The organism is Mesorhizobium silamurunense, from assembly GCF_014843825.1.
GTDB lineage: Bacteria > Pseudomonadota > Alphaproteobacteria > Rhizobiales > Rhizobiaceae > Mesorhizobium > Mesorhizobium silamurunense.
Genome location: NZ_JHQR01000151.1, coordinates 26,866 through 49,132 on the forward strand (window position 1 = coordinate 26,866; position 22,267 = coordinate 49,132).

General features: G+C 57.7%; 16 protein-coding genes and 3 pseudogenes. 7 read left to right on the plus strand and 12 right to left on the minus strand.

What is annotated here, in order from left to right; all coding sequences use genetic code 11:
* Positions 1 to 195: 195 nt before the first annotated feature.
* From DH10_RS17195 to DH10_RS17220, 6 genes are all read right to left on the minus strand, one after another.
* Complete coding sequence (locus DH10_RS17195; protein WP_210327805.1) at positions 196 to 477, minus strand: helix-turn-helix domain-containing protein; 282 nt, start codon at positions 475 to 477, stop codon at positions 196 to 198.
* A 455-nt stretch (positions 478 to 932) separates the two neighbouring features.
* A complete protein-coding gene (locus DH10_RS38215) occupies positions 933 to 1,022 on the minus strand; it encodes a hypothetical protein (protein WP_425515345.1) in 90 nt (29 codons plus the stop codon).
* 246 nt (positions 1,023 to 1,268) lie between these two features.
* Entirely contained in the window at positions 1,269 to 2,006 is a 738-nt protein-coding gene (locus tag DH10_RS17205; protein ID WP_192385060.1) for a GntR family transcriptional regulator, read from the minus strand.
* 47 nt (positions 2,007 to 2,053) lie between these two features.
* Positions 2,054 to 3,376 (minus strand): MmgE/PrpD family protein, encoded by a 1,323-nt coding sequence (locus tag DH10_RS17210; RefSeq protein WP_192385061.1) that lies wholly within the window; start codon positions 3,374 to 3,376, stop codon positions 2,054 to 2,056.
* Entirely contained in the window at positions 3,373 to 5,103 is a 1,731-nt protein-coding gene (locus DH10_RS17215; protein WP_192385062.1) for a hydantoinase B/oxoprolinase family protein, read from the minus strand. Before DH10_RS17215 ends, DH10_RS17210 begins: the two co-directional genes overlap by 4 nt.
* Positions 5,100 to 7,187: a hydantoinase/oxoprolinase family protein gene (locus DH10_RS17220; RefSeq protein ID WP_192385063.1), complete on the minus strand. Its 2,088-nt coding sequence runs from the start codon at positions 7,185 to 7,187 to the stop codon at positions 5,100 to 5,102. The genes DH10_RS17215 and DH10_RS17220 overlap by 4 nt, the downstream gene beginning before the upstream one ends.
* A gap of 1,472 nt (positions 7,188 to 8,659) precedes the next feature.
* Here DH10_RS17220 and DH10_RS17225 point away from each other — a divergent pair.
* From DH10_RS17225 to DH10_RS38225, 4 genes and pseudogenes are all read left to right on the plus strand, one after another.
* Positions 8,660 to 8,961: pseudogene (locus DH10_RS17225) on the plus strand (DDE-type integrase/transposase/recombinase); the annotation flags it as partial.
* 633 nt (positions 8,962 to 9,594) lie between these two features.
* Positions 9,595 to 12,204, plus strand: coding sequence for an HAD family hydrolase (locus tag DH10_RS17230; protein ID WP_192385064.1), 2,610 nt, complete (start codon positions 9,595 to 9,597; stop codon positions 12,202 to 12,204).
* Positions 12,205 to 12,403: 199 nt separating this feature from the next.
* Positions 12,404 to 12,664 carry a hypothetical protein gene (locus DH10_RS38220; RefSeq protein WP_425515341.1) on the plus strand — a complete coding sequence of 87 codons (261 nt, stop codon included), beginning with the start codon at positions 12,404 to 12,406 and terminating at the stop codon, positions 12,662 to 12,664.
* A gap of 12 nt (positions 12,665 to 12,676) precedes the next feature.
* Positions 12,677 to 13,186, plus strand: a pseudogene (locus DH10_RS38225) (transposase); the annotation flags it as partial.
* A 269-nt stretch (positions 13,187 to 13,455) separates the two neighbouring features.
* Here DH10_RS38225 and DH10_RS17240 read toward each other — a convergent pair.
* The 3 genes and pseudogenes from DH10_RS17240 to DH10_RS17250 form a co-directional block, all read right to left on the minus strand.
* Entirely contained in the window at positions 13,456 to 14,550 is a 1,095-nt protein-coding gene (locus tag DH10_RS17240) for an IS1595 family transposase (RefSeq protein ID WP_192385065.1), read from the minus strand.
* 181 nt (positions 14,551 to 14,731) lie between these two features.
* Positions 14,732 to 15,229, minus strand: a pseudogene (locus tag DH10_RS17245) (IS6 family transposase).
* A gap of 29 nt (positions 15,230 to 15,258) precedes the next feature.
* Complete coding sequence (locus tag DH10_RS17250) at positions 15,259 to 15,942, minus strand: hypothetical protein (RefSeq protein WP_192385066.1); 684 nt, start codon at positions 15,940 to 15,942, stop codon at positions 15,259 to 15,261.
* 208 nt (positions 15,943 to 16,150) lie between these two features.
* Between DH10_RS17250 and DH10_RS17255 the strand changes: the two genes are divergently transcribed.
* Positions 16,151 to 16,588, plus strand: a complete 438-nt coding sequence (locus tag DH10_RS17255; protein WP_192385067.1) for a hypothetical protein — start codon at positions 16,151 to 16,153, stop codon at positions 16,586 to 16,588.
* Positions 16,589 to 17,274: 686 nt separating this feature from the next.
* Positions 17,275 to 17,889: a hypothetical protein gene (locus DH10_RS17260; RefSeq protein WP_192385068.1), complete on the plus strand. Its 615-nt coding sequence runs from the start codon at positions 17,275 to 17,277 to the stop codon at positions 17,887 to 17,889.
* A gap of 10 nt (positions 17,890 to 17,899) precedes the next feature.
* Here the strand turns inward: DH10_RS17260 and DH10_RS17265 are convergent, their stop codons facing one another.
* Together DH10_RS17265 and DH10_RS17270 are read right to left on the minus strand one after the other, a co-directional pair.
* Entirely contained in the window at positions 17,900 to 18,115 is a 216-nt protein-coding gene (locus DH10_RS17265; protein ID WP_192385069.1) for a hypothetical protein, read from the minus strand.
* Entirely contained in the window at positions 18,112 to 18,918 is an 807-nt protein-coding gene (locus DH10_RS17270; protein ID WP_192385070.1) for a DUF6088 family protein, read from the minus strand. Before DH10_RS17270 ends, DH10_RS17265 begins: the two co-directional genes overlap by 4 nt.
* A 113-nt stretch (positions 18,919 to 19,031) precedes the next feature.
* Here DH10_RS17270 and DH10_RS17275 point away from each other — a divergent pair, with 113 nt between their 5' ends.
* Positions 19,032 to 20,222, plus strand: a complete 1,191-nt coding sequence (locus DH10_RS17275; RefSeq protein ID WP_192385071.1) for a hypothetical protein — start codon at positions 19,032 to 19,034, stop codon at positions 20,220 to 20,222.
* A 3-nt stretch (positions 20,223 to 20,225) separates the two neighbouring features.
* Here DH10_RS17275 and DH10_RS17280 read toward each other — a convergent pair whose 3' ends face one another.
* Positions 20,226 to 22,067, minus strand: a complete 1,842-nt coding sequence (locus DH10_RS17280; protein ID WP_192385072.1) for a Z1 domain-containing protein — start codon at positions 22,065 to 22,067, stop codon at positions 20,226 to 20,228.
* Positions 22,068 to 22,267: the final 200 nt, after the last annotated feature.

Sequence of the window (22,267 nt, forward strand, 5' to 3'; positions counted from 1 at the left end):
GAGATAGACCGGGCAATAGAAGGAAGACAAAGACTTGGGGTCTCTCCTCAATATCAAACACGGAATCTCGTGCTATCGTCACATCTCGCTCCCTGCTTAGGCGAAGCAATGCAGCATTCGCACTCTAGCACCCCAGTGGTTTCTGCCTGACATAAGAGTCCGGATCGGGATTCCTTTTTGTCTGCCGCGCGCGAGTCATCCGCCTCCAGACAATGCACAGCGCCCCCATGCGACGGAAGCGAACGCAACAGGGTCCGTAGCTACATCACCGATTTCACGGGCTATCCTGTTTGTTGTACTAACGGAGCTTGGATTTCGCCGTTCTTCACCAGGTCTACGGTCGAAGGCTTTGCGATACGCGCTACCAAGATGCGAGGCGGAGACGAGGCCACAGCGCAGCGCGATCGAGGCAATGGACTCGATGCTTTCTTCGAGCAGCCGATGGGCCTCGTCCAGGCGCACGGCGAAGGCGTACACAGCAATCTCCTGACGCTGTTCCCAGGCTGATTGCCGCGCCGCAACCAAACCAGGAGCCGAGGCGGTCGAAGACGCCGAAGGCAATATGTGCGGAGCGAGAAAGCCGATTAAGTACTATAACCGACTAGAATAGATGGAGTAAATCGGCCTGCATGCTGCGGACACCGCATAGTCCAGCGCTCCACATTATTTCGCGTGGCCGTTGTCCCGCAGGCAAGGTATACTCGAACGCCAGTTCCCGGTCCGATCATGCCGACTCCACCGCCCGGATTAGCCGCCTCAGGGTGGCGGCATTCACGCCGCCGTCGAAGAACAGGCTGCGACCGCAGGTCAATCTCAACTCGATCCATCCCAGACGGGTCCTGACGGTCTCCACAGCGCTCGGTCTGCACGGCATTCATGTCCACGAGAACAAACACCGCATTCGCAGACAGCGACAACAAGTCCCTTCTTCTTCAGCTGACTGCGTCAGGTGTAAATCTGCGCCGCGTCACGTGCCGATGAGCCACCTCCGTTACCGTAGCTCCAGACCCAACCGACATCACAATGTCGAGTTTCTGTTCCTCACCCCATCGACGCCGCCGTTCCTGCCAAGAATTTCCACACGCATCGCAAACCTCGCGTAAGACACGCCGCAAACGACGTCGTTAAACACGTGTCTTACGCCATCACGACGATAGCCGGCAGGCGGTGACAATCGGGCGATTACGCTCTATCAACCTGGGTCCACTCCTCAATGTCGATACGGCGACGCCAAGCCAAAAACGCTCTGCACTATCTATCCCGCCGACTTATGTCGAGTAGCTTTGACCGCCGCCCACCAATGTGGATCGAGCCAGGCCGGCAAGTGCGCGGCGCAGGCTGTCCGCGCTCTCATCCCTGCCGCGCTCGATAGCGTGGACAAAACGCGCGCGAAAGGTGAGCGCCTGGTCGTCGAGCACCGCAGACACCTGAGACCGGCTCTTGCTCTCCAGGGCGGACAGGAAGCTCACATGCTGGCGCTCGGCGATCGAGAGCGAATAGGAGGGGCGTTCCGTCTGCTGGACCTCGAGCGTGTAGACGAGGGTGTTGAGTCGGCGTGCCTGATTGTGGATCCGCTGGCAGGCTGTGATGAGATGTTGATTGCGCGAAGAGCGTATGAGGCGAAGATGGATGGAATAGTTCCAGTGGCTGACGTCCAGCGGCAACTTGGCGCCGATAGCCTCCCGATGCTTCTTCTGCATTTCGACGATGTCCTGCGCCAACCCGGCATCCGAAAAGTCGATATAGGCCGCCGTCAGCTGGCTGATCGCGCGATATGCTTCGAAAAGGTTCAGCGCCTCCTCAAGGTCCATCTGCCTGACTGATGGGGTCTGGTTGAGTTCGGTATCGATAAGCCCTTCGGCGGATATCCGATTTATGGCCTCGCGGATCGGCGTGCGGCCGAGGCCCAACATCGCGATGAGTTCCTGTTCCTGGATTCGCGCGCCAGGCTTCAGGGTAAGATCCAGTATCCGGTCGCGTATCAGGCGCGTTGCCAGGTCGGCCATGCTTTCGCCGGCGATACGCGATCCTTTGTGATCTTCCACGTGGACCATCAAACGTGCTCCTTCACCGGATGGCGGGGATCTCCGCGAGGGCTGCGTTGATTCGAGCCAGAGCATCCTCGACGGGCTCCAGCAGGATTCCAGCTTATCGTGTCAGCGAGTTGCGTACGTCCTGCAGAGGCACAAAGCTGACGGCACTTTTCCAAGACGGCCTCGTCACTCAGCGGGTTTGCCGGATCGCTGAGGGGGTGCAAAACAGTTCGTTCAAACGTGGTGGATCCGGTGATGATGCGAATACGACCCGGAGCCCTGACAGGAAACAGTTCCTGCAGGTCGGCCGCGACGGTCATCGTCACGAGCTTGGCGTGAAGGTGCGCTTCGGTCAGCGACAGGAAGACCTCTGGCTGCGACGCGCATGCAAGCGCTGTGCAGTAGGGAATGCTGTACTGAGCGCCTTCGATGGTTGTCGGTTCCACCTCATTCGCGAGGCCCAACGCATGCCGGAAGCTCTCGACCTCGATTGCTGCGATATTCTCGACCGGACGCGCATGCTGAGCGCGGAGTTCGCCGTCAATCAGTGAGCGAATCCAGCGGCAGGAATATCGTTTCGGACAAGCGCGTTCGGCCATCCAATCGTCGCCGAGGCCGGCGATCATTCGTTCGCCTACATAGTATGAGGCGTAGTCGAAGATGTCGCGCGGACCGGTGTGATCCACTTCCGCCAAGTCCGCCGCGGCTAGGCCGGTCGCGGAAGCCCAGCCGATATCTTCCTTCACGGCATTGCCGGTCTCGCGGACGTAGCCGAAGGCGACGAGGTCCGGCGCCGTGGTGGCGGCAATGGCGATGGCATGTGCGGTCTGAGTCGCACTGAGGCCGCGTAGATGCGCCACAGCGGCGGCGACGCCGACACCGACCCACCGGCCGGTCGAAACGGCCGTCAACGGGATGGCCGGCCGGCCGGACCCGACTCGCAGCGCAACCTCGTAGCCAATCGCGATGGCACTGACCACATCGTTCCATCTTGTGTTGGCAGGCGCCTCGGCAAGAACCGCCGGGAGGATCCCCGCCCCCGGATGACCGAGCGCGGCGCGGTGGCCGTCCTCGAGATCGAGTATCGAGGCAGCGGTTGCGTTGGCGAACACCGCCGACTTCGCGGTTACCGACGCCCCGTCGAACCACATCGGCGTCTCGCCCCGACCGAACAGTGTAGGTGCGGCCAGTCGTGCCCGCCGCGCGGTGCGTGTCGTCGATCCGGCCGCCGCGGCCCTCGCAATGTCGAGTACGTAGCGGTTTACCGCCGAAGCAAGCTGTTCCGGAAGCGTGCCGCCGGAAAAACTGACTGCGAAGTCTGCGAGCCAGGCGGCGTGTGTCATGCGCTGCCCTTCTTCTGCGCCCTTCGCAGATCCTCAGTGGCAGCAGTGTCGAGCACATCGGAATCGACGACGACCCCATATTCGTGTCTGGCGGCATCGACGCTAACGCGAGCGTCGATAACATCCTCGAGTACCTCCTCGGGCGCGCGTTCGAACGGGTTCCCCCAGCCGCCGCCGCCGGCCATCGTGTGGACGACCAGATCGCCCTCAGCCAGCGGCAATGGCGACAGCGGCATTTGCGGCACGACGATCTCCCGCTCACCTGAACGGATGACTGTGTGGGAGGCGCCGCCTTCAGATCCGCCGAAAAGGCCGTGCGGAGGAAAGGTGCGCTTGTCGGAACGGATGTTGAGGGACATGCCCTGCTTCAGCACCCGATAGCTTCGACGCAGTGCGAGACCGCCGCGGGTCTTGCCTGAACCGCCGCTGTCGGCCACGAGCGAATATTCCTCTATTCTCAGCGGATAGCGCGCCTCGACGAGCTCGATCGGCACGTTAGCCTGGTTAGAGCCGATATGGGCGACGCCTTCCTGTCCGTCATGCGCCAGCGTAGCGCCGGAAGTACCCATCAAGGTTTCGCAGAACACGAAATGCGAACCGTCGTAGAAACCCGAGAAGGTTGGAAGCGAAGACCCGCCGCTGCTATCCGCCGCGACCCGATCAGGCACGACCTGTGCCAAGGCGCCGAAGATGCAATCGATCATTCGGTAGCCCGTGACTCCGCGCGCTCCGGTCGGGGCGGGAAAGTTCGCATTCAGGACGCTTCCCGCCGGTGCGATCACCCTAATCGGACGCGTGAAGCCCTGGCAGTTCGGCACATCGACCGTCAGGATCGAGCGCAGCGCCGCATAGGAACAGGCTTTGGTGAACGGCAAGGTCGTATTGACGCCTCCTTCGACTTGAGAGGACGAACCCGTCCAGTCAACGGTGACCTCATCGCCCGCCACGGTCAGCTTGACCGTGAGCAGGATCGGGCTTGGCTCGTCGCCCAGGCCGTCGAGATGGTCTTCGAAGGTGTAGACGCCATCTGGAAGGGCGGCGAACTCGGCCCTGGTCAGACGATCGGCATGGTTGTGAAGCTCGTCCGAACTCGCGCGTATTGTCTCGATGCCGTAGCGTTCGACGAGCTCTGCAAATTCGCGCTCGCAATTGTTGCAGGCGGCAAGCTGGGCTTCGAGGTCGCCGCGCACCAGATCCGGGGTACGCACATTGGCTTCGATGATCGCCCACACCTCTGAAACTCTCTCGCCACGACGCATCAATGGCAGAACTGGAAGGCGCAGCCCCTCCTGAAACACCTCCCGTGCTCCGAGCGCGTTGCTGCCTGGAACTATGCCCCCGACATCGGAGTGATGGGCCAATGTGGTCGCCCAGCCTTCAATCTGTCCCTGGTGGAAGAGCGGCTTGACGACGTAGATGTCCGGCAGGTGCTGCCCGGCCGCCAGGAACGGGTCGTTGAAGATGAAGACGTCGCCGTCCGCAGCGGATTCGCCAACCGTTGCGATGAGGTTCTTGATGGCGTCGTGGAAGCTGCCGAGATGCATGGGCGTCGTTACGCCCTGCGCCAGTGTCAGGCCGTTCCGGTCGCAAAGCGCAGTCGAATAGTCGAGCGATTCCCGCACGATCTCCGAATAGGCCGCACGCATGACAATGATGGCGAGGTTTTCCGCGATCGCGTCATATGCCGATCGAAGAACCTCCTGAAGATAGGGGTCGAAGCGCTTCATGGGTGCTCTCGCAAGGGAAGCCGGACGCGAAGGATGTTGTGACGGTCGCGTTGGACAGTTGCGCCCGGTGGCACGACGGTGGTGCCTTCGGCTTCGGCAATGATTGCCGGCCCTGTGATCGCCTCGTCTATGGGCACCGCAGCACGGCTGAGGACGAGCGTGTCCCGGAAACCGTGGCGGGCACCGAAATAGCATTTGCGACTGGATCTGTGCTCTTCGCCGCGTGGCAGTGCTTTCAGGAGTTCGCTCATCGAGCGTGACGCAAGAGCGCTCAGCCGTAGGCGAGCGGAAACGAGCTCGACATGCTGCGTTTCGGCTGCGCAGTAGCCATAGGTTTGCCGATATACCGCCTCGAAGACCCGACGAACCAGCGCCGAGACATCGTTGGCGATAAGCATCGCAGGCTCGATCGGCACCTCCAGCTCGAAAGCTTGGCCCGAATAGCGCATGAGAAACGAGAGCTCGGCATTGTTGACGCTCGTGGAGCCCAATCGAGCCCCATGCAGGCCTCTCGCATCATTGAGGCGGCCTGCCACATCCAGCCAGTCGGCAGTGTCCAGCATGATATTCAGGGGGACTGCCGCCATCACCTCGACATTGGCGCACAAAAGGCCGAGCGCGCTGAAGACCCCGGCCGCCGGTGGCACAAGCACCGTGCCGACCCCGAGAGAAACGGCGAGGTCGGGACCGTGTATTCCGCCATTGCCGCCGCAAGCGACCATGATGAAGTCACGCGGATCGCGGCCCTTGTAGGTACTTACAGCCTTAATCGCCCGGGCCATATGGGCGTTCGCAATGCTGCGTATCCCGAAAGCCGCCTCCTCCATCGTCGATCCCATGCGGATGGCAAGCGTGTCGCGGATCGCGCGGACTGCGAGCTCGGGATAAATCGCAATGCTGCCGCCGGCGAAGTTGGACGGATCGATATAGCCGAGCGCGACATTGGCATCCGTGACCGTCGCCTGTTCGTTGCCGCGCCCATAGCAAGCCGGCCCGGGATCCGCGCCCGCGCTGCGCGGTCCGACAACGACGCCTCCGGCCGCATCGATCGAGACCAGGCTACCGCCGCCTGCGCCCACTTCCGCAATATCGATGACAGGAAGCTTGACCGAATACCCGGCGCCTCCTCCCATGGCGCTGGTTGCGGAAAGTTCGCTGCCGACCTCGAAAGTCTCGGATACGAAAAAGCGGCCATCCTCGATCAGTGAGGCTTTCGCCGTTGTGCCGCCCATGTCGAAGACGATGATGTTCTTCTCGCCGATTGCATCGCCGAGCTTCTGGACCCCCACCACGCCTGCAGCCGGGCCGCATTCAATGATCTGCGCGGGCAGTCGCCTGACTTCGGAAAGCGGGGCCGTGCCGCCGCTGGACTGCATCAGCTCGAAGCCTGCAGCTACGCCGACCGATGCGAATCTGCGAACGGTACTTTCGAGATAGTCGGCGACCACGGGGCCGACATACGAATTCACGACGGTCGTGCTGGTGCGCTCGTATTCGCGCATTTCCGGTAGTACGTCGACGGAAAGCGAGCAGTAGACTTCCGGAAATCGCCTCGCAATCGCAGTTCCTAGACGACGCTCATGCGCCTCGTTGGCGTAGGAATGCAGCAAGCAGACGGCAATCGCCTCCACACCGGCCTCGCCAATGAGATCGATAACTCGGTCGATCTCCGCATCGCGAAGCGGCTGCAGCACCTCCCCATTGTGGGCGACCCGCTCGTCTATTTCGAAACGGCGGCGGCGCGGCACCAAGGGTGCCGGCTTGTGATACAGGGGATCGTAAAGACGCGGCATGCGAATACGCCTCAGATCGAGAACGTCACGAAAGCCCTTGGTCGTGATGAGCGCAACTTTCGCGCCCCGCCCCTCTAGGATCGCATTGGTAGCGACCGTGCATGCATGGCGCATGTGGGCAATGGCACCAGGTTCGCAGTCGAGGTTGCGAGCGACCTGTATCGTCCCCTCAAGCAGTGCTTCCGAAAAATCCCCCGGTGTCGACGGCACCTTATCGATTGATACGCAACCATCATTGGCAAGACCGATCACGTCCGTAAACGTTCCGCCGATATCACTCCCAACCAGCACTGTGCACCTCCCATGTGATATATCGTTGGTATATGTACTGGATATCGACGATATACAACCCGTTTTGTGATAAAGGTGGGCATCGGATAGCGGTGCATAGAAAGCAGGCGCGAGGGAGCGTCCCGACAGGCCCGCTCGTCACTCGAGAGATCAAAGGGACCCAAACGATGCGCTCCCACTTTGCTTGTAAGCGGTTAGCCGATTGGAACCAGAAGATCATTGCGAAGGCGCAGACGTGGGCAGATACGAGAACCACCAAGTGGCCGCTGGAGGTTGATCTCTACGACGTGGAGTCGGCCCAAATTTGGGGGAAGAGATCGACTCTGAACCGCTCACACTGCCTTTTCGGCCCCCTCACTTTTTCTCGATCTTCGTCAGAGCAGTCGCCTGAACAAAACGATTGGTTTCTTAGAGATATGGCTGGCCGGTTAGATGGCCGTGACGAGGCGCAAAGTTGGAATGGGGGCCGTAGGGCGATTGGCCTCTTCTATTTGCGAACGTACGAAAAGCAGAATGCAAATCCGCGTTGACCTTAGTTTTTTACGAGTCGTATGAACCACGGTCAGGCTCGGGGGCTTCCTTTCGCCCTATCGCGAGGAATGCCCCGCCGACCGGCTATCTCAAAGTTCCTACTGTGCCCGCCGCGTTGGAAATTCGCGTCACAACGCGCATGCTCAAAATGGTCGGCCGCCTCTCGGATGCATTATAAGCAATGTCTGAGCCGCTGGCCGTGTAAGCCTGGATTTCAACCAGCTGCTCGAAAAGCTCCAGCCCAATCTCGCGCGTATGCAGTGGGGCTAATCTCATAAGCTACTTGCATTTCTGATCGATCTGAGACCCGTCGCGAGCAAAACGTGATTGTTTTTATTCGTTAAGGCGCATCTGCGTGAGGTTCACGAAGACTGATTCATTACATTATGCACCCCCAATTGTAGCCGACCGGCTTGCGGACATAAGCCTAATCTCGACGCCGGCCTCGGAGAGCGGCGGGACGGCTTCGGCTTCCGCCCGTGCCTCGGAGCGTCCGGCGGCCGTACCACGGTGTCCCGCGCTTGCGGCAGACGATAGCGCGCCCAGCGGCCTTCGCCTCCCCATGACGAGGCGGCGGTGATCGACGAGGTATTTGAGGCGGTGTAGCAGGCAGCCAATCGACAATCTGCTGTGCTGGAGGCCTCGCCTTCGTGGCGGCGAACGGTCTCTTCGATCGTCCGCAATTCCTCTTCCAGAATATGCCTTTGGCATCCGGACTCCTGCTCTTGCGCGTAACGCCTATATATGCGCAGTCCTGGACGCATCGATTGACAGAGAGTTGATCTCGAAAGCGAACTGAAACCTCCTGCTGGACGAGATTCTGCGCCTGCCGATGAAACGCCTCGGCGGTTTCGAGGACCTGCGCAAAACTCTGTCCCCTGAACATGGTCAAGGGGCGCAAGGATGCAGGGCCAGGATGCAACCGCAGCCTGCCGGACAGTACGCCGAGGCGCATGATCACCCAGAAGGGCGCTCCTATGGGGCGGCAAGGCGGCAGGTGATGCCGGAAAGTAGAGCACTCGTCGCAACGGATTGAACAACCGCGCTGAGAATTTCCATGTGCCGTTGCGAATGGACGATGCGCGGCTTCCGATCACCGGAAACCCTTCAGCGCTTCGTCTCGATCTTCTCCGCCCTGCGCAACCTTTTTGTCCACCTCGCTCAAGACACTCCGCGTGTGCAATCCATCTTTACCCGTCTGACCGTGATGGCGGAGTGGAAGGCCGTGACTGCGCTCTGCTGACAGCAGAGCACACGCGCAGCGCGTTCATACGCAGAGACAAAGTGACAGCGCCTCGAGTGCTGGTTGCCCTGCCGCACGATGGCGCCAGCGGTGAATCTCTCGCCAATTGCCTCATGCCGCGTCAGATGGAGCTTCTGGTAATCCTACCCTGCATCAACCTTCACACTTCTTTATCAAGAAATCACAAAGCTCATGTGCGTACACACGCAGTTGTTCTCAACATAATCAAGTACTTGGCATATACTGTCGCATCCCCGCCGCTACGTTGACGGCAAACCTTTAACTGATAGTCTTCGGCCAAGGTTTTGGTAAGACGCAGAGAGTCAACCGATGGTCAGATGTATTTTGACGTTAGCCGGCTTCGTTTCTGCAAGAGCAGGGGTAAACGATGAGATAGGGATCGTCTGGCGGTAGGACAGCGGAGTTTTGCACAGCAGGGCCTGGTTCCAACGCGAGTCCATCAACCAGTTCAGGACATCTCTATTTTAACTGCAGGCTCCTTGGAACTCCGTAGCGAAAGCGGTTGCCGCTGAACTCGACAATTTGGCGATGCGGAGAGCCTAGACCCAAGAGTGGACGACAAGTGAGAAGTTCTCAGCTGGAAAGATTACGCTTGCGCGAAGGAGAAAAACTATGCAGCTCATACTGAAGCGCTTGGCCGCCAAGATAAAGCAAGCCGATATTGATCAGCGGTCTTCCGGAAGCTTACGTATTGAGGATATGCTTGATCATGACTTCGTGCCGCATATTCCTGGAGAAGATGTCTATCAGTTCGTCGGTCACCCTGATGCAATGTTTCCAGACGATGGCGTCTCAACAGAAAAGATCCAAGAAGTGCAAAAGCCGGAGGACCGCCTGCTCTGGAGAGACATACGTGATACTTATCATAAGACGCAAATAAAGGTCCACGATATCCCCACTGTTCTGGACGACTTTGAGGATTCCGTAAAGGTACTCTCACTTGACTGTTTCGACACGTTGCTATGGCGCAAGACAGCGACACCAAGAGACGTTTTCGCCGTGCTGGCCGACAATCCCGTCGCGCGAAGGTTAGGGATAACTTCTCACCAACGCATTAGCGCTGCTGCGCGCGCCTATCGGGCGAAGCCTTTAGAGACCGGATCCAGGGAGATCGATATCGGCGACATTTATCGGTCTTTTATATCGCTTTCTGGTGAGGAACGGCAGTTATTGGCCGAGGCGGAAATCCGGACCGAAATGGATGTTTGCTTCGCATTCCCGCCATACGTAGAACTGATCAGGCTGGCGCGCGCCCGTGGTATCAAAGTTATCGTCGTGAGCGATATGTATTTGCGCGAAGGCGAGTTAAGGCGCCTCTTGGCTCGGCATTTGCCTGCGGACGCTATGCAGGCAATCAGCAAGATCTACTGCTCTGTCGATTATGGGACGTCGAAGAGCCATGCCCTCTTTCAGATTGTAATCAAAGAGTGTGGCGTTCCTGCGTCGCAAATACTTCACATCGGGGATAATGACGTAGCCGATGCGAAAGCGCCGCGGAAATTGGGCGTACATGCGCTGCATTTCCTGCCGTTTGATCGTGAGGTCGCAGACTTCTTGCGCCTACAGCACGCGGCATCATCGTTGATTGTACTCGAACAACCAGCACCGAAAGCGGTTGTTCTTCCCTGTTACAGTCCATTTCGGCCACTTTTTTCTGTAGCAAACCTGCGGCCGTGTGCGCCTGAGACAGTGATCGGCTACATGTCGTTTGGCCCGGTGCTATACGCCTATGCCCGTTTTCTTGTGGACGAGGTGGAGGCACTGCAGCAGCAGGGCAAGCGAGTAAGAGTCTTCTTTCTGTTGCGTGACGCTTATCTTCTTTCAGCCGCTTGTGAAGCATATGCGGGCAAGCCCGTGGGGAAGCTGGTACGAATCCGCAGGTTCGTTGCTGTTGCGGCCTCTTTCAAAACCCGCGCCGATGTCGATTATTACATCAGCGGGATCAGGCCCGAATTTGACGATCTTCATTCCACTGCAAAACAGCTTTTGCTCCCGCCTGAAGTGACGGAATTGTTAGTACGAATCGCACATCAATCTGACGATCCAACAAAGGCGTTCCATCAGTTGCTTCACGACGACGCTGTGTTGGAGTTGATATTCAAGAACTCCTTTGCTTTGCGTGGCCGCATGATGCGCTATATGTCAAAGGAATTGGAGGTGGAGGAAGGCGATACGATCATCTTGGCAGACACAGGATATCACGGCAATACGCAGCAATATTTGGTTCGCACCTTCAAAGAAGAAATGAAAGTCGACATATTGGGCCGCTATGTGGTCGCCTCCGACGAACCTTACCATGTGGCGAGCACGGCGAGCAGCAAAGCGCTCATTACGTCCCCCTGGTGGAGTTACGATTTATTTGAGCAATGCTGCGCTATCAAGGAAGGCGCGGTTGTGGACTATGATGTGGACGGCGAGCCGGTTCTTGGGGAGATTATACTTAGTGACAAGCAGTACGAGAAGGTTTCCAATGTGCAAGTTGAATGTGTGCGCTTCATCAATGATGCGAGGACGTTTTTTACCAAGGCTGGCGTGACGCACGAGTATTCTATTTTGGAGCCGGCGGCCCATGCAGCTCTATTCCGTCATGCCCACATGCCTATTGAAGCGGAGTTGGAATTTTTCAAGGACTTCGAGTACGACGATCTAATGGGGCCAGATCGCAAGAAGACGATCTATCATGTGGAAAGTGCTTGGAAGAATGTGAGGTGCCTGCCCTCACCTTATCGGCTGGGTGCATATGAAACGCGCAGCTTGGGGCTTGACTTCACATTCAGCGGTCTGGTGCAAAGAAGATTTCAAATTGATCTAAACCCAGAAGATATGAACGTGCGTTTCTCACCTCTGAAAGTCGCGATTGGGGGCACACACGAGTCCAAGGTCTTCTTGCTCAGAGCACGGCATCTGCATGACGGTTATTTCTCTATTATGCTGCCATATGTAAACGGCACCAGCGTTAAATTGCTGCTAGGGGAGCACTACGAATGGTTGCAAATCGCAGATATACGAGTATTAAACAAAAAAAGAAGTGTGTGTAAGAACATTTCGAGCTCTCTCGATCTGGAAGAAATAAACGAGGAGGGAGGGATTTACCGGTGCCTGTCACAAGCAAGTGTCGCGACAATCCGTCCCGTTGATTTGCAACAGTTCAGAACGCCTTGTTACTATCATATGATCTTTCGCCCATTGGTTTCGAGGGCATCTAATCCGCCGCGGAGGTAGGTGCCTCGCAATAAAGGAGGAAAAGTCATGCCGCCTGCGCAGCGGTGGTTCACGGGCTCGAGGGATTCGGAAAGATAGCTAGATGGAGTAACGGGCGGAGCCCAGCCAGTTAGGTTTGAAAGGCTGGTGGTCGTCCCTCACAATGATGGTGTCGCGGAGTCAGGAGTGGCCTGCTCCATAGCATCAGGGAGAGACGACCATGAAACAGTATGCAGGCATTGACGTATCATTGGAATACTCGAGTGTGTGCACGGTAGATGCGGATGGCCACATCGTACGGGAAGCAAAGGTGCTCAGCGAGCCCGATGCGCTGATCGCCTGGTTTGGCGAGCTCGGCGCGGCCATGGAACGCATCGGTCTGGAGGCCGGAACCTTGTCGCAGTGGCTCCATGCCGGGATGACGAAGGCGGGTCTGGCGGTCGAGCTGATCGAGACGCGCCACGTGCGTGCACCCTTCTAGACGATGCCGGTGAAGACCGACAAGAAGGACGCGCGGGGCATCGCGCAGTTGATGCGGCTTGGCTGGTTCAGGCCGGTCCATTGCAAATCTCTTCCGGCCCAGGAGGTGCGCGCCCTGCTGACCGCCCGCAAGCTCATCCAGGGAAAGCTTCACGACTTCGAGATGAGCATGCGGGGCATACTGCGCGGCTTCGGCCTCAAGGTAGGGCCGACGACGCGGCGCACCTATGCGGCACGCATCCGCGAGTTGATTGAAGGACATCCGACCTTGGAGGCGATTGCCGCGTGGCTGTTGAAGGTGCGGGACGCGCTTGCGGACGAATTTTCAGGGTTTGAACGAAAGCTACGTGCCTTGGCCCGTCAGGACGACAACGCACTTCGGTTGATGACGACGCCCGGGGTCGGCGTCCTGTTGGCGCTGACATTCGTGTCGGCCGTCGACGCTCCCGAGCGCTTCCAATCATCCCGAGCGGTCGGGCCGCATTTCGGATTGACGCCGAAGAAGTACCAATCGGGCGAGATCGCCGGCGGAGTTCGCATTCCAATCTATCTGCCGGGTCCAGCGTAAAGTGACGGATCAGACTATCCTCGTCCGTCGCTATGCCCAGCAGTATCGCCGCTTCCTTTGAACTGACAAGCCGTCTTCTACCCACTCGCCTTCTCCCTCGGCACACTAGATTCCAAGGGAAGTGGTTGGCCATCGGCCGGAAGCTTTCAACCAGCCCGGTGGCTTCATCTACAGATCTATGCGCGTGTTCGCGCTTCGTTCGACCTTAGCGTGTCTCGCCTTTATCAACCAAAGACAGCTACGGCTGATTTAATGACAATGCCGCCATCCTGGCTTCGACGCATCTGACGACCGGTCGCGGCGCGGAAAACGTTCGGCAGTTGCAGCGCCGGCGGCACGCGCGACCACAGGGCTCGCACGCTCTCCCGGCCATGCCGGGTTTTGCGAATGACGTTTCCTGTGACGACGCGCTGCGACCATCGGAAGCCGATCTCGTGGAAATACAGGTCGGCATGCTGCGGGCTGATATGATGAAAGACACCGGCGATGGTACGGCGGACGCGGGAGTTGAAGCCCTCCACCGAATTGACGTGGACGGCGTCGCGAACATACTCACCGCTGGAATGCTTCACTGTCTCATGCTTGGCAAAGCTCTCACCAATGGCCATGAATGCCTTCCACTCGTCGCTCATCAAATGAGCTCCCGATTCGATCTGCGCTTCAATGACGCGTTCGCTTGCTCGCGCCGAGAGACCGGTCACGACCGCGGCACGCGCGTCACCAGCCAGAGTGCCAGGCATTACATCGGTCGGTCGCTGCACCATTGCCATGACCGGCGTTTTGTCCGTATTCGTCTGGCCTTTCCGGCCGCGGCCCGGAGGCGGGTCGTCGGGATTCTTTCTGGGCCTTCCACCGAGATGGAAATGGTCGATCTCCACCGTGCCGGCGAGCATGTTCTCCCGCGCCACCATGAGACGCAGTGCATGTCCCATCCGCCAGGCCGTTGGCTGGCTCACCCCGAGCGCCTCGGCCAGGCGCACCGAGGACAAGCCCTTGTCGGATTGCAGTAACAGCCACATTGCCTTCAGCCAAATACGCAAGGGAAGCTTCGTGGAGTGCAGAGGCGTGTGTGTCGTCACCGTGAACTGGAACCGGCAAACGCTGCTGGAACATTGATAAAGACTCGGTCGGGCGCGCCGCTTGCCGGTATCGCGATCGGCAAGCGCAATCGAGCGTTTGAATCCGCAGGCGGGGCAGATCCGGCCATCCGGCCACACCATGCTTTCCAGCAACCGACGGCAATGCTGCTCATCCCGGAAGGCCGCGATCATTTCTTCAACAGTCCGAATGCTGGAAAGCGCTGCAAGCATTTCAGGCATCCTCACCTCCTTCATATCCGCCCGAAGAATCGCATGAAAAGCCATAGATCACAACGATATTGCTGTCTTTGGTTGATAAAGGCTGCGTGTCTGCGGGAACGGTTCTTGTTCCGACCCCACCCTGGAATGCTCCCGAACGATCTTTCGTTGCCTCACCATAATGTGGTTCCGTTGCAAATTTTCATACCGGCACAGAAACTGAGGGGGCGGCAAGAGCTTCACGCTGCGGCGATGATTTCAAACTGTTCAGCAATCGACGGATTTGGATTGTAGGCGTACCTCGCCTGCCGTCGATGACCACCCGCGCGGGCCGCCCATGGCGTTCAAGCGCTTTTCGGAAAAACCGTTTGGCCGCCAGCAGGTCCCGGTGTTCACTGAACCAGAACTCGACGGTGTCGCCGGCGCTGTCGCGCGATAGAGATACATCCACTTTCCGCGAACCTTGATATAGGTCTCGTCGACATGCCATTTTCTGGTCACCGCGCGCTTGCGTCGATTGAAACGCTCCAGCAGCCGAGGCGAGAAGTGAACGACCCAGCGGTGGATCGTCGAATGGTCGACGCCGATGCCGCGCTCCGCCATCATTTCCTTCAGGTTCGCGCAGGCTCAGGCCATAGGCCAGATACCAGCGCACGCACAGCAGGATTACGGACTGGTCGAAATGGCGGCCCTTGAACATGAACAACTCTCCGGCAAAATGCCGGTCACCTATGACACGCCGGCCGTAAGCGAAAAGTTTGCAACGGAACCATCGATGTAGGCCCTTGTCCGGAACCCGGCATGAATCGCGGCTGCGATTAGCGCTCCGTTCGAAACATACCGCGGCCCCAGCTTCTCGCCTTCCGGATAGCTGCACGCGAAGTTCTCTGCGATGTGTTTCACCCAATAGCTTCCGGTTCCCTTGCGTACCGCTTTCGTTGGAGTGATCCTCGTCAGGAAGGCGAGCGACAATAAGAACGCTTCAGCCGCCCCGTCGCTCACCAGTTCCTGCCTGGCCTCCAAGAAGCGCGTGTACTGTTCCCGTGCGTTCTCAAACTTGCCGTCTGGTTTTTGCTGCGGTCGGCCAACACCGATGCCCCACATCGTCAGTTTTGGATGTTTCACTGCGAGGTCGGACAGAACCGTCTTCGCGGCAGCTCGATACAGTGGCTTTGCCGTGGTTCCAAAGTCATGCCGCCCGAGATAGCCGATGAAGGAAGCGCCGTTAACTGTCGCGGCAACATGGGTCTCCGTCTCCGCGGCCGCCAAAGCCGCGGCATAAGTGCTGAACCCAAGAGCCCGACCGATCGCCTCGCAGCGATGAGAGGATTTGACGTCGGGCAAGCTTCGCGTGAAGTCAGCCTTGATGGAAGCAAGAGCGGATTGGTTGAATGAGATTTTCAGGTTGAACATCGGAGCATCTCCTGGAGGGCAATGCTGTTCGCCGATTACGCAGCAGCCCTAGTTGGGATGCGGTCCGAAGCTAAAATACGGAGATCTCAATAGCGACGTTTGACCCGGCGACAGGTCACAGGTGCCTAACCCGACTCGAAAATAGCTCGGCGCTTACAGCAAGGCAACCGAATCTGTCAGGGTGCAGCCTTGGGGAGGCTTGCTGGACATGCCGAATGAAATTCTCGCGTCACTGATCTCAACAGGGGGGACCATCATCGTCGCGATCCTGGCTGCCGCGATCAGCTATGGGGTTGGGCGAGGAATGAAAACCCACGAATGGCGCCTCGGCATCGTAAGAGAGAAGGTCTCACTCCGACATCGCCTCTATACCGAATTCCTTGCAGAAGCCGATCGCCTTGTCCTTCAAGGCCTTGAAGCCAAAACAGCCCAGGCCTCCGCTTTCCATACTCTCACCGCTCGTCTATCCGAAATAGAGTTGATCGGTTCAGACTCCGTCGTTGAAGCGGCAAGAGGTGTCTGCGGAAGCGCTTTGGCTTCGCACGCAGCTGCCGATGCTGAACCCAAGGATGCCTTTTACGACATCAAACGGAATTTCGTTTCAGCTGTTCGCCGCGAAATATCAGAGATCGAGGGCCCATCTTAGCTGAAGTCGTCCGGCTGACCGGTGTGTCCGGACACGCGCGAACGGATTGCGATCTTCTCAAGCGTGGCGCGCTTTGGCAGCGATGATTTCGGGAAACGATATCCGCCGCGTCAACGCCTCAAAGATTCCATGCCGTCCCCAAGAATGATGCGCCTCGCGGTTAACGCCTCGAGGGCACCGTCAGCGAAACTTTCGAAGCTGACGAACAGCCCCCTCGTCCCTTCCAGCCGTTCGCTCAGCATTCCCCTGCATGTAGCTCGTCAGCTTCAATCCTTGCGCGATGCCATTTCGCCTCGAGCAGATATGTGATTGCACCATGCTGGAACGAGCCATCGATTTGCTCACCTGCCAGCCGAAACCCTCCCCTTGCGTCCATATTCCTGGCATTGAACAACGCGGTAACCAGCCGCTCGAAGTGGTATCCCCTCGCGTGAGGCTCATCCGTCATGGCGTAGAGCGCCAGAAAATCTCTTCAAGGAGCGGCCGCCATGGCGCGGACAATGATGCTGCGTCGCAGCCTGTTCACGAGGGTTTCACCCAACTTCGAATTGCCGGTTCAGGATAAAATATCGATATGATTCCGCCTTCGGACGTTCTAGGTCCTGATGGCTGCGAGCAACCCTTGACGCCCTTCGTGCGCAGGCCGTGTTGACATCGAAATGGGCATCGAACTCGGAGAAGCTTAAATGAGGAGGCAAACGGAGCGTATATTCACCCATGAGGCAATGAATCGACCGTTGTTCGAAGAACCAGGTGAGCACATCCTTCGCGAAGATCCATTCTCCGGTCCGCAAGGATTCATGGTGGGGGATGAGTTCATCCCGACGCGCATTGAGATGGCGCAACAGTACTTTGACGCCGCACACATGCTTTTGGAAACGATAAAGCGTGGCGATTGGGAGGACTACAAACTGGTCAATCCGGCCCTTTACCTCTATCGGCATTCACTCGAATTGTTGGTGAAGGATATCACACGATCGTCGCGTAGGACGCACGATCTCTCGGAACTCGCCGGCGAACTTGAGGCAACGGTCATTGCCTCGTCGGGATTTTCGGCTCCGACTTGGATCATCAAGCGGCTTAAAGAGATTGCAGCAATAGACCCCACTTCCACTGCGTTTCGCTATGGGGAAAAATTTGACGTTGCCTCGAAGCAGGCAGTGCCGCCGGTACCTGAGGCTGTGTACGTAAGTGTCCCCCACCTTCAGCGCGCAATGCTCACGCTCAACGCGGCACTCCGAGGCGGTATTGCAGAAATCGCGAATGAGCACCCGGTACATTATTTCGACGATGACGAATAGTCGGGATTCGTCACCGAAGTGGTTTTAGCGTGTCGTCGATCGCCCTTATAGCGGCGATGATGTCCTCGAATGAAGGGAGCGAGCCGAAGATCATTCCGCCCATACTGTCGTAGTCTCGCTTGAGCGCGTCCATCATTCCGGCTGCGGGCGTCAATGAGAAGTCCCCTGCTACCGCTGCGTCCAGATCTGGGGCCGATAATACACGTGCGAATGCGGGGTTCATCATGAGGTCTTCGTCGATGCTCTGTTATTCGGTTTTCCCCGGGCTTCTGCCAAATTGTCGGACCCTGCGGTCTTTTCGATCGACCGCAACCTTTCGCGCTTGACCTGAGGAGACTTGGACGAGACGGTGTGTCTGGTCGCCCTTCCAAGAGGCAATTCAGGAGATGGATCGGCATCCTGCAACACCTCCCGGAGATAAGATTGCATCCATATTGGCAAGGTTGGTAGGCCGTCGCGGAGATCGTCGCGGATCACTTGTCCTCTTGCCGGATCACTGAGCAAGTTCCGAAGTCGTGCCGTGCTGTCCGCTTCGTTCCCTGACGTTATAATGTCTTGAAGCCAGTATAAGGCTTGGACGACCCGCATCGCAGGTCGTCCGGCCCAGAAAAGCCGGCTTGGCGCAGCCTGCTTAAATTTGATAGTTTGGTTGCCCAGTTTTATTGGACGCAGACGCGCATCACTGAGTACAACTACTTGTGAGGGAATGGCGGTGGTGAGACCTAGATCATTCGCCGCAGTTAGACCGTCGACGACAAGACGGGCTTGGTCGCGTCGACTTACAGCGTCAATTACGGCGCGTGTCTCCGGGGCGCCCGAACGGCCCGTCAGGCTGTCTTTGCGCGGCATGTAATACAGACCCCTATCAAGACGCTGCAGCTTTTGGGTTTTCACGAGGCGTTGGAGTGCCTTGTCTATCGCAGCGCGAGGTCCAATGTCGAGAAAGTCCACAGGTGTCCAGACAGCACTCGGAGCCGCTGCAATGCGGTCGAGGATCTGTGGCTTTAGATCGAGCGAAGGGCCGCGCATGCTCACCTCTTTGTCCGAAAAATGCGGTATTTTTCGGACAAAAGCAACTCCGAGCTTTACGTTGTCCGAAGGATGCGGTAAATTTCGGACAAAGACGTACCGGGAGGTCGAACGTGATCCGCTCCATTCATCCCTTCCCGGCACGCATGGCACCGGAACTAGCTCTCGAAAAACTAAACGAGCTATCCTCCGCAGGCCTAGTGCTCGACCCGATGGCAGGTTCTGGAACCGTTCTTCGTCAGGCGACCGATCTCGGTCACCAGGCGATTGGCTTCGATATGGACCCTCTCGCAGTTCTCATGACCCGCGTGTTGACGGCCGCAGTCAACGATGCGTTGGTCCTCGATCTCGCTGAGCGCGTAAATAAACGAATCGATGCGATATCTGTTGAAGAAGCCATCCTGCCTTGGATGGACAATGATCCCGAGACAGCGGCGTTTGCCGACTTCTGGTTCGCTGATCCGCAGAAAGCCGAGTTGCGCCGAATCGCTTGTGCGTTGGATCAGCTTAGCGGGGAACTCTCCAGCCCGGATGAGCACTTGGCGATCGACCTGTTGAAGATCGCGCTCAGCCGCCTCATCATCACCAAGGACAAAGGAGCTTCGCTGGCCCGCGACGTCTCGCACAGTCGACCGCATAAGGTCGCGGATGCCAACGACTTCGAGGTCAGACCAATGTTCGATCGCTCAATTAACGCTGTAAGGAAGCGCCTGAGCGAAGCCCCACCTGCCGGCGCCGCCGCCATTACGCTCGGCGATGCGCGAACCCTGACGTCCGTCGCGGACGCCAGCGTCGACATGGTTCTGACGTCGCCACCCTATCTCAATGCTATTGACTACATGCGCGGACATCGTCTGTCTCTTATTTGGCTTGGCCATCGTCTTAGAGACCTTCGTGCGATCCGCTCCAACAGCATCGGTGCTGAGCGGGCGCCCGATAAGATTGATGAGGCCATCGAGCTGGCAACGATGCAAGCTGCCATGGGCGAGATCGATCAGCTTCCCACGAAATTCGCGTCGATGATCGCCCGCTATGTCCAGGACATCCGTCTTATGGTCAGCGAAATCGCGCGCGTGCTAAAGGCTGGAGCACGCGCGACATTCGTCGTAGGCAATTCCTGTCTGCGCGACGTGTTCATCAGGAATTCTGAAGCGGTCGCTACCGCTGCCCGCCTCGCTGGGCTGACATTGGTTAGCGAAACCGAGCGACCTTTACCATTGCACAGCCGCTATCTGCCAATGACGAGCGAACCGCTCGGCAAGCGCATGCGCACCGAGACGATCCTCACATTCGCTCGCACCTGACTGTCATGCGAGATTCTGGATGAACTGCAAGCTACCCTTGTACTTGTAGAACAGCTTTGCTCGTCCGTTCGCATTGTAGAAAATCTTCACATGATGGACGGCTGTCGGAAATTTCTTGGGCTCAAGCTGACTTTTGCCCATGAATCCCTTGTCGCGTGAGATCGCTGCCTGATTGGCGGTACTGCCGTAATTAGCGATCGTCGAGGCTGCGTGAATGGCGAGCGTGCCGCCACCTCCGGCCATCACTGCCTTGATGTAGTCGATCAGAAATTGCGGCAGCGCGTCGTTGCCGAGTTTGGCGCGAAGCGCATCTAGCGTGACGATGCTCGATGGGTCACCAAGCACGATCTGATCGAGCTCTACCGTGTAATCGAACATGCCGAACGACATCTCGCCCTTGTCGAGCGCGACTGTTGCCTTATCAATACTGGGGTCCGACGCCACAGACACGCGACTATCTCCAATCCAGACCGGCGACCCCAGCTCGCTCCGAACTGTCGCGAGCGCCAGCCGATGAAACACGAAGCAACGATGCCAATCGGCATAGAGTTGGGTTGGGATTGTCAGTTCGAAATGTTCAAGATATGCGCCGCGCGCGCCGAACATGCGTGCCCGCTGGATGTAAGTATCCTGCTGCAACTTGTGCTGCACGTTACGCGTGAAAAACATCGACAGAAGGTTTGGGAAGGTGACGCCGCGTGAAACTATATTCCCGCCGATGATAATGGTGAACGGAGAGGAGGGCTCGGTGGCGCTATCCCCTGCTGCTATTCGGTCTCGTTCGCTGTTCAGCACCACGAGGCTCGTGCGCGAAGCGTTTTCCACGACATAGCTGGTGAGTGCATCGGGATCAGCCGCTAGATATAGCTGCTGCGCCGTCGCATAGACGCTGGTGACAAGCGTATCGAACTCCGTGCTGTCGGCCTCCGTCAATGCATGCACGGCCTCTTCGATCGTGATGCGGTCGGCCTCATGGTCGAGCTTCTTGCCGCTCGTGTGCACCAGCATCGTGTAGTTTTTCTCTTCGTCGTTCACAACCTTGTTGAGGTAGGCGACCGTAACAAGAAACCGAACGAGCGCGTCCCGCGCTTCCTGCGGATTGCCGCCCTGCTGAAGATAGGTCAGGCGATAAGACACTTTCTTGTCGAGAGGAAAGAACACATCCTGGCCTGTATATTTGGCGTGTGGTGGGAAGCTCACCCACTTTTCAGTGTCATTCTTAAAGGTGTTGTTGAGATCGAGCCGTGCGGGTGTCGCGGTGACGCCAATATAGAAGCCATCGCTGCCAATCAGCTGCCCAACGAGGTCGTTAATGGTCGTCTTCGTACCCTTGTTCACCTTGGAGTTTGGCGTGGCATAATCTGCTTCGTCATCGATCACGACGATCTTTCCTACGCCCTTGAGTCGATCGATCAGCTTCTCGAGATCTCGCGCGTTCTTTTTGCAGAAAACAACCAGCTCGGCGGGCTTCTGGCCGTTCGACGTCTGAAGCAACTCGGAGGAGTTACGAGGAGCTGGCGCTAGGCCGGAGGTCTTGAAGCGACGCAAATTCTGCGTGAGCAAATCGACACTGTCGTTCATGAGATGAACGATGATCTTGTGCCCCTGATCGAGGAGCTTCGCCGTTAGACAGATCATCATCTCGGTCTTGCCGCTCTGAGGCTCACCATAGATCACGAGCGCCGATGTGCTGGCCTTTGCCAGGTTGGAGACCGCGCCGTTGACAGCCACCTCGATGCTCGTCGTAGGAATGTCGGCAGTCTGCAATCGCTTTAGTTGTTTGGCATACCGATCATTGAGTTTTGCTTTTGCCTTGAATTTCGCGAGATCGATTACTGTTGTCACTGAAAATCACCCCAATTGGTCGGCTGAGTTTATAGATAGAATAGCGAATCGATTTACTATACTTCTTCCCGCAATTGCTCAGGTCAGGAAAAATGCATGTCCAGCTTTTACAGCAGTCAGACCCCTTTCCCATACTATGCCTCCTAACGCCAACATCTAGAGCACGCGAATCGACATCGGTCTGAAAGACGAAGCATATA